General features: G+C 49.7%; 5 protein-coding genes. 4 read left to right on the top strand and 1 reads right to left on the bottom strand.

Annotated features, from left to right (window positions below):
* On the top strand, positions 1 to 2,385 hold a 2,385-nt coding region (locus SGI97_01235; GenBank protein ID MDZ4722528.1), incomplete at its 5' end, for an FG-GAP-like repeat-containing protein.
* 674 nt (positions 2,386 to 3,059) lie between these two features.
* Here the strand turns inward: SGI97_01235 and SGI97_01230 are convergent.
* Complete coding sequence (locus tag SGI97_01230; GenBank protein ID MDZ4722527.1) at positions 3,060 to 3,707, bottom strand: TetR/AcrR family transcriptional regulator; 648 nt, start codon at positions 3,705 to 3,707, stop codon at positions 3,060 to 3,062.
* 191 nt (positions 3,708 to 3,898) lie between these two features.
* On the opposite strand from SGI97_01230, the gene SGI97_01225 reads away from it, so the two are divergent.
* The 3 genes from SGI97_01225 (at position 3,899) to SGI97_01215 (ending at position 7,399) form a co-directional block, all read left to right on the top strand.
* Complete coding sequence (locus SGI97_01225; protein MDZ4722526.1) at positions 3,899 to 5,095, top strand: inositol-3-phosphate synthase; 1,197 nt, start codon at positions 3,899 to 3,901, stop codon at positions 5,093 to 5,095.
* Positions 5,096 to 5,183: 88 nt separating this feature from the next.
* Positions 5,184 to 5,825, top strand: a complete 642-nt coding sequence (gene tmk / locus SGI97_01220; protein ID MDZ4722525.1) for a dTMP kinase — start codon at positions 5,184 to 5,186, stop codon at positions 5,823 to 5,825.
* Complete coding sequence (locus tag SGI97_01215) at positions 5,822 to 7,399, top strand: S41 family peptidase (protein ID MDZ4722524.1); 1,578 nt, start codon at positions 5,822 to 5,824, stop codon at positions 7,397 to 7,399. Before tmk ends, SGI97_01215 begins: the two co-directional genes overlap by 4 nt.
* The last annotated feature ends 25 nt before the right edge of the window (positions 7,400 to 7,424 follow it).

The following is a 7,424-nucleotide window of genomic DNA, read 5'->3' as shown; positions in this document are numbered from 1 at the left end:
TCCGCCGACTTTGACGGGGACGGGAAACCTGATCTGGCGGTCGCGAATTACTCTTCCAACAGTGTCTCGATTTTGAAAAACAACGGCAACGGGACCTTTGAGTCAGCGGTGAATTACGGGGTGGGGGTCTCTCCTTATTCAGTTACTTCCGCCGACTTTGACGGGGACGGGAAACCTGATCTGGCGGGCGCGAATGCAGGCTCCGGAAGTGTCTCGATCCTGAAAAACAACGGCAACGGGACCTTTGCGTCAGCGGTGAATTACGGGGTGGGGAGCGTTCCTTATTCAGTTTCATCCGCCGACTTTGACGGGGACGGGGAGCCTGATCTGGCGGTCGCGAATGCAGGCTCCGGAAGTGTCTCGATCCTGAAAAACAACGGCAACGGGACCTTTGCGTCAGCGGTGAATTACGGGGTGGGGGGGTCTCCTACTTCAGTTACATCCGCCGATTTTGACGGTGACGGGAAACCTGATCTGGCGGTCGCGTATATAAGTTCCAGCAATGTCTCGATCCTGAAAAACAACGGCAACGGTACCTTTGCGTCAGCGGTGAATTACGGGGTGGGGAGCGGTCCTTATTCAGTTACTTCCGCCGACTTTGACGGTGACGGGAAACCTGATCTGGCGGTCGCGAATGAATATTCCAGCACTGTCTCGATCCTGAAAAATGACGGCAACGGGACCTTTGCATCAGCGGTGAATTACGGGGTGGGGATTAATCCTAGGTCAGTTACATCCGCCGACTTTGACGGGGACGGGAAACCTGATCTGGCGGTCGCGAATTACTCTAACAATGTTTCGATCCTGAAAAACGACGGCAACGGTACCTTTGCGTCAGCGGTGAATTACGGGGTGGGGAGCTATGCTATTTCAGTTACTTCCGCCGACTTTGACGGGGACGGGAAATCCGATCTGGCGGTCGCGAATTACTTTTCCGTCACTGTCTCGATCCTGATAAATGTTAGTAATGTTGTAGCTCCTACTCTGACATCACCCACCTCCGACACTGCCACCGAAGCCTCGCTCTTTGTCTACCATGCCACAAGCGCCGATCCTGATGGACCTTCGGCTACATATAGCTTTACCAATAAGCCTTCATGGATGGCATCAAATGCTGATTCAATCTATGGCACGGCGGTCTATCCGGTATCCGATACGAGTTTCTCTGTTATTGTCTCTGATGGTTTTCTTGCCGACACGCAGGTTGTCAGCTTGGCGGTTCTGCAGGTCACGCCCGAAGTCGATTCCCTGCTCGTCGATAACAAAGCCGCCAATTTAAATGTCATTGACCATACGCCTTTATTTGTATGGGATTATTTTGACCCGACCGGAGTCTCGCCGCAAACACAGATTGAGTTTGCGGTCGGTACAAACAACAACTGGGCATTCGCTGAAATGTGGAATCCGGCTCCGTTTATTTCATCAGATAGCTTTTTGACATATGCTGGAGTGAGCTTAGTTGACGGCGCGACCTATTATCTGAGAATCCGTGTCTACAACGGAAGCCGGTGGTCGCCGTGGCGGGAGGAAGTTTTCCGCATGAATTCTGTGCCGAGTACTCCCGCGCTTGTAGCGCCTGTCAGCAATACCATAGTCGGCAGTTCGCCATCACTCATTGTGACCAATGCCACCGATGCAGAGAACGATGCGCTGGTGTATGATTTTGAAATCTATTCCGACCCGCTGATTACGAATCAGGTGCTCGCTCAAAGCGGAGTAGCTTCGGGGAGCGGGACAACCGTCTGGAATGTGCCGTCGTCACTGCCCGAAAACAGTACGCTCTACTGGAGGGCGCGGTCGTTCGATGCGTATGAGTATTCGGCATGGAGCGCGGTGTCGTCTTTTGTGGTGGATGGTATCAACGAACCGCCATCGGTGCCGTCGACTATTTCACCGGCCAACAATCCTCCCTTGCCGATCTTTACCATGCTTCCGACATTCAGTTGGAATCGTGCGCTTGATCCTGATCCCAATGATATGACGCGCTATAAACTTGCGGTGGCGTTCACTCCATCGCTTAATTTTGCGACGGTTTATGATTCATTGACGGATACATTATATACGATAACCGGAGTGGGCGATTCGCTCTTTTTTGGGACACGGTTCTACTGGAAGGTGACGGCCTTTGATTCCGATGGTTTATCGGCGGCATCGCCAGTGCAGTCATTCTGGACGTGGGAGTTGGGGGATGTTAATCATTCGCATGTTACCGATATTTCGGATCTGACGGCTATGATAGATTATCTGTTTATCAGTCTGGCTCCGATAAGTCCTGAGTTTGTGGCAGATGTTGATGGGGATTGTGTGGCGGATATTGCGGATTTGACGAGGCTGATAGATTATTTGTTTATTAGTTTAGGGCCGTTGGATGTTGGGTGCGAGTAGTAAAAAGGCGTCAGTCCGCGGCGGGGCGGACTGACCTACTTTGTACCACACTGCTTGCGGTGTGATCTTAATGTTTGTGCAGGCCAGAGATTTTCGAATCCGCCAATGGAGGACGGCCTGCACGAAGACGAAGATAGATTCCAGCTTGCGCTGGAATGACATAGAAGAAAGAGTCGCTGAACACCCCAGTCCGCCACGGCAGGAAATATTCGTGCGGGACATCCCTGTCGCGCACCAAGCATTAAGACGAATATGAGATTGCCATCCGCCACGGCGGACTAAGAAGCGAAACTCGCAATGACGAGCTGTGAGATGTCTGCTATAGTATCTTGTACCACACTGCGTGCGGTGTGATCGAGGATGAGGTGCAGGCCGAAGATGGCCTGTACGAAGACGAAGATGGATTCCAGCTTGCGCTGGAATGACATAGAATAAGGAATTGGTGAACACACAGTTCGCTGTGGCAGGAAATATTCGTGCGGGACGTCCCGGTCGCGCACCAAGTGACCGTCAGGTCACACCGCCCTAAGAAGTTCGGCAAGATCTGACGGAACGGAGAAAGATGTCGAGACCTCGGAAGGTATCGACCTACAAATATCGGAGAAGATGGATTCCAGCTTGCGCTGGAATGACAAGAGAAAGGAAACTGAGAATGCTTCGCCCGACAACCCCCCTCACGCCTTTATCCCATCGAAAAGAAACGAAATTAGATACTCGCCCGTCCTGAGCGTGGTCGTCTTTCGCTGCGAGAATTGCCTATTGACCAATGCCCGCATGACTATCGAAACCAGATGTCCAGTTAGTTCTACCTCAAAATCCCCGCGTATCTCTCCCGTCTTTTCACCGCGCGAAATTATTTCGTCGATGTAGTCATGAAAATGCCGCTCGATATCTATTCCTTCAATCAAGACCGCCGAGTGTTCGAGCGCGTTTGTCGCAAAGAGATAAAATTTCTTTTCCGGCTGGTGGAGTTTTGCGTTGAGAATAAGCGCCTGATATAAATACATCAGCCGGTCTTTTGCCAGCGCGCGCTGGTCATGTTTTCTGACTTCCGCAACCCAGCGAGCGAGATAGTCATCGAAAACAAGCAATGCAAATTCAAGGAGGTGACTCTTTGATGGAAAGTACTGAAAGAATGATCCTTTGGATATCCCCGCATCGCGGCAAAGCCGGTCAACCGAAAGACCATCGTAGCCGTACTCGCCAAATAGTTTTATCGCCTGACGGTAGATAAGTTCTTTTTTCTGCGGCTGGAGCTTGCGAAAGGTGTCATTGACAACTTGCCGCTTCACCAGTTCACTTATTATATTTTCATCGACCATTCGGGGCAATCCTCATGCAATCCAATATCTTCTCGCGTTGGCAGTATAATGACTATTTAGTCATAATGAATATACTATTACTATATATCTTTCAAAAGAAATAAATAAGATTTGACTGTCTCGCTGCCGACTCTTTTATTCACAGCCACAGATAAACCTGATTGAACAGGAACAGAAAGGGAAATAAATCTATGGGAAAAGTACGCGTCGCCATTATCGGAGTCGGCAACTGCGCCTCTTCATTGGTGCAGGGTGTCGAATTTTACAAGAAGGCCAAGGACGATGATTTTGTCCCGGGGCTGATGCATGTCAACCTCGGCGGATATCATATCCGCGACATCGAGTTTTCAGCCGCCATTGATATCGACAAAAACAAAGTCGGCAAAGATCTCAGCGATGCCATTTTTCAATGGCCGAATAACACGATCAAATTTTCCGGCGTCCCAAAGTCCGGAATCAAAGTCCAACGCGGTATGACGCATGACGGACTCGGCTATTACCTTTCGCAGATAATCGACAAAGCCCCTGGCGATACGGTCGATATTGTCAAATTGCTCAAAAGTACACGCACCGATGTTGTTATCAACTACCTGCCGGTAGGTTCTGAAGAAGCGACCAAATGGTATGTCGAGCAGGTTCTCGAAGCTGGCTGCGCTTTTGTAAACTGTATTCCGGTCTTTATTGCTCGTGAGCCGTACTGGCAGAAGCGCTTCAAAGAAAAAGGACTTCCGGTTATCGGCGATGATATTAAATCCCAGGTTGGCGCAACAATCACCCACCGTGTCATGACTCGTCTGTTTTTAGAGCGCGGTGTCAAATTGGATCGCACAAGCCAGCTCAATGTCGGCGGTAATACCGACTTTTTGAATATGCTCGAACGGTCGCGGCTTGAATCAAAAAAGATTTCCAAAACCAATGCCGTGACAAGCCAATTAAATTACGAAATGGCTCCCGGCACTGTCCATATTGGGCCATCGGATTATGTCGAGTGGCTGACAGATCGTAAATGGGCCTATATTCGTATGGAAGGGACGACATTCGGCAATGTACCCCTTAATCTCGAGATGAAACTCGAAGTTTGGGACAGTCCTAATTCCGCCGGAGTGGTCATCGATGCTGTACGTTGCGCCAAACTTGCTCTCGATAACAAAATCGGCGGCGCGCTGGTCGAACCGTCATCGTATTTTAAAAAGTCCCCGCCGGTGCAGTTTCCTGATGATGTGGCCCGCCGTATGACCGAGGACTTTATCGCCAAATACGGCTGGAAACAGACTGGCCAGAAGAAAAAGAAGATGCCGATGAAAATCGCGGCCAAAAAGCCGGCGGCGCGCGCAACTGCAGCAGTTACAGCCAAACCTGCCAAACGGGTAGTGCGCAAGAAAAAGTAGTCTCAAAAAAAATCGCTGTCTGTGAGGATGGCTTTGATATACTTTAACCGGCGATGACAATCGCCGGTTTTTATTTACGTGAGAATGTATGACTAAAAAATCCCCTGTTCGGTCACGTGGTTACCTTATAACTTTCGAGGGAATCGATGGTTGCGGGAAGTCAACCCAGGCCTCTCGGCTCGAAACCTATTTTGTTTCACGGGAAACAAAAGTCAAATTGGTGCGTGAGCCGGGCTCTACTCCAACGGCCGAGAAAATCCGCCAGATTCTGCTCGATAAATCTTCGATTGTCTCGCCTGTATCGGAACTCCTTCTCTACCAAGCGGCTCGCGCTGATTTGGTCGAGCGAGAGATTGTTCCGGCTTTGAAAAGCGGCGAAATTGTCATCTGTGACCGATTTTATGATTCTACGACAGCTTATCAGGGATACGGACGTAAATTAAATTTGGAAATGATCACCCTGCTTAATCTATTTGCCTCGTCAAATCTCAAACCGGATTTGACCTTTATTTTTAATGTCGACCTCAAGACCGCCTTGAGCAGACGAGGACGGGAACTTGACCGTCTCGAAGCCGAATCCAAGTCCTTTTTTGGCCGCGTCAGAAAAGGTTTTTTGAAAATTGCCGAATCCGATCCTCGCCGAGTAAAAGTGATTGATACCACTCAGCCGCCTGATACAGTTTATGAAGAGGTCCTCGCCCACGTGAAACGAAAACTCCATCTCGCATGACTCGAACTGCTAAATCTCTACGCCGTGAGTTTGTGATTTCTTCAATCTTTATGGTTCTTATTGTGCTTCTGAGCGGCGCGATGGGCATTTATACGGTCAGCGATAAATCGCTTCAAGTTGCCTTTAAATTTACCCGTACCGCGCTTGCCCTTGACTCTCAATATCCGGGAAGTTTGGACTGGGACAGGATGTTCGATCAAGCCGTGCAGGGAATGATGGCTGATTTGGATCGCTATTCGGGTTATGTCGATATTCATCAATTTGAACAAATAGACGAGGAGCGGACCGGCGCATACAGCGGAATTGGTGTGAGTGTGGTCGGCGATGACCGCGGACTTCTGATTATGTCGGTTCGCGAAGGTGGCCCGGCTGCCGAGCGCGGCGTATTGAGCGGCGATATTATTCTCAAAGCTGATTCAATTCATCTTAACACAGTGCCAATTGTCCGGGCAAGCGACTATCTCCGTGGGCCAGATGGCACCGAGGTCAAGTTATCCGTCCTGAGGCCGGTAAGCGGAGATACTACCGAAATCGACATCACACGCCGTAAATTAGAACTGCTCCATATTCCATTTGCAGGATACACACCGGATTCGATGGTCTATATTCGATTGTTGGATTTCGATGCCGGCGCCTCTGAATCAGTAGAGGCCGCCATTGACTCGCTTATCACCAAACGACCAAAGCGAAGTCTCGGAATTATTCTCGACCTGAGAGGAAACCCCGGCGGACAATTATACGAAGCGTACAAAACTGCGGACCTCTTTCTCGAAGACGGCAAACTTATTGTTGGGACACAGGGGCGTTCACGCTGGAACAGCGAACAATATGAGGCGACCGACGATGACAAAACCGACGGCCTGCCTATGGCTGTGCTGGTAGATCAAGGCTCGGCATCGGCCTCAGAAATTGTCGCAGGCGCTTTAAAGCAAAACAACCGGGCGATTCTGGTTGGAGATACTACCTTCGGCAAGGGTTTAGTTCAGGGCTTTAACCGGTTCGATGACGGCAGCGGTCTGCGATTAACGACGTCGCGTTATTATCTTGAGGGTAATCTTTTCTTAAATGAATTTGATTCAACTTTGATCGATACCGGTCGCGGGCTTGTGCCCAACTATCCGATTCATTTTGTCGAGCGGGACCACTACCCGCGCTGGCTTGAACAGTCACTCCTGCTCCATGAATTCGCGGCTTCACATGAAGATGAAATCCTTGGGATTTCGCAGGGATTCAGCTTGGGTGATGAATGGGTTCAGCGTTTTAATGCTTTTCTGGGCGAAGAAAAAGCATTCTATCGTTCGTTACAATCAGAGCAGGCTCAATTGATGGCGGATTTGGCGATTTTTGAGGGGCAATCTGCAAAAGTCAGACGGGCGATAACAGAACTTGCAAATATATCGCTTGCCCATGACAGCCTTTCAGCCAAATATTACGGCAATTATATTACGATGCGTCTGGCTCAATTGGCTTGGGAAAGAAAATTTGGGACTTCGCGGGCCTACTCCGAAGTCACAATTAGACAAAAACCCGAAATTGCTTATGCTTCGCAGTTGCTTCGGGAGCGCAAACGATAAACCAGCCTCAGAAGGTGGAACAGCC

This window comes from Candidatus Zixiibacteriota bacterium, from assembly GCA_034439475.1.
In the GTDB taxonomy this organism is placed as follows: Bacteria; Zixibacteria; MSB-5A5; order GN15; family FEB-12; genus JAWXAN01.
This window is presented reverse-complemented; position numbering and strand designations above follow the sequence as displayed.

Bases quoted from the DNA above. Each gene is read 5' to 3' on its own strand.
- SGI97_01230 (MDZ4722527.1), bottom strand. From the start codon at position 3,707: ATGGTCGATGAAAATATAATAAGTGAACTGGTGAAGCGGCAAGTTGTC.
- SGI97_01225 (MDZ4722526.1), top strand. From the start codon at position 3,899: ATGGGAAAAGTACGCGTCGCCATTATCGGAGTCGGCAACTGCGCCTCT.
- tmk (MDZ4722525.1), top strand. From the start codon at position 5,184: ATGACTAAAAAATCCCCTGTTCGGTCACGTGGTTACCTTATAACTTTC.
- SGI97_01215 (MDZ4722524.1), top strand. From the start codon at position 5,822: ATGACTCGAACTGCTAAATCTCTACGCCGTGAGTTTGTGATTTCTTCA.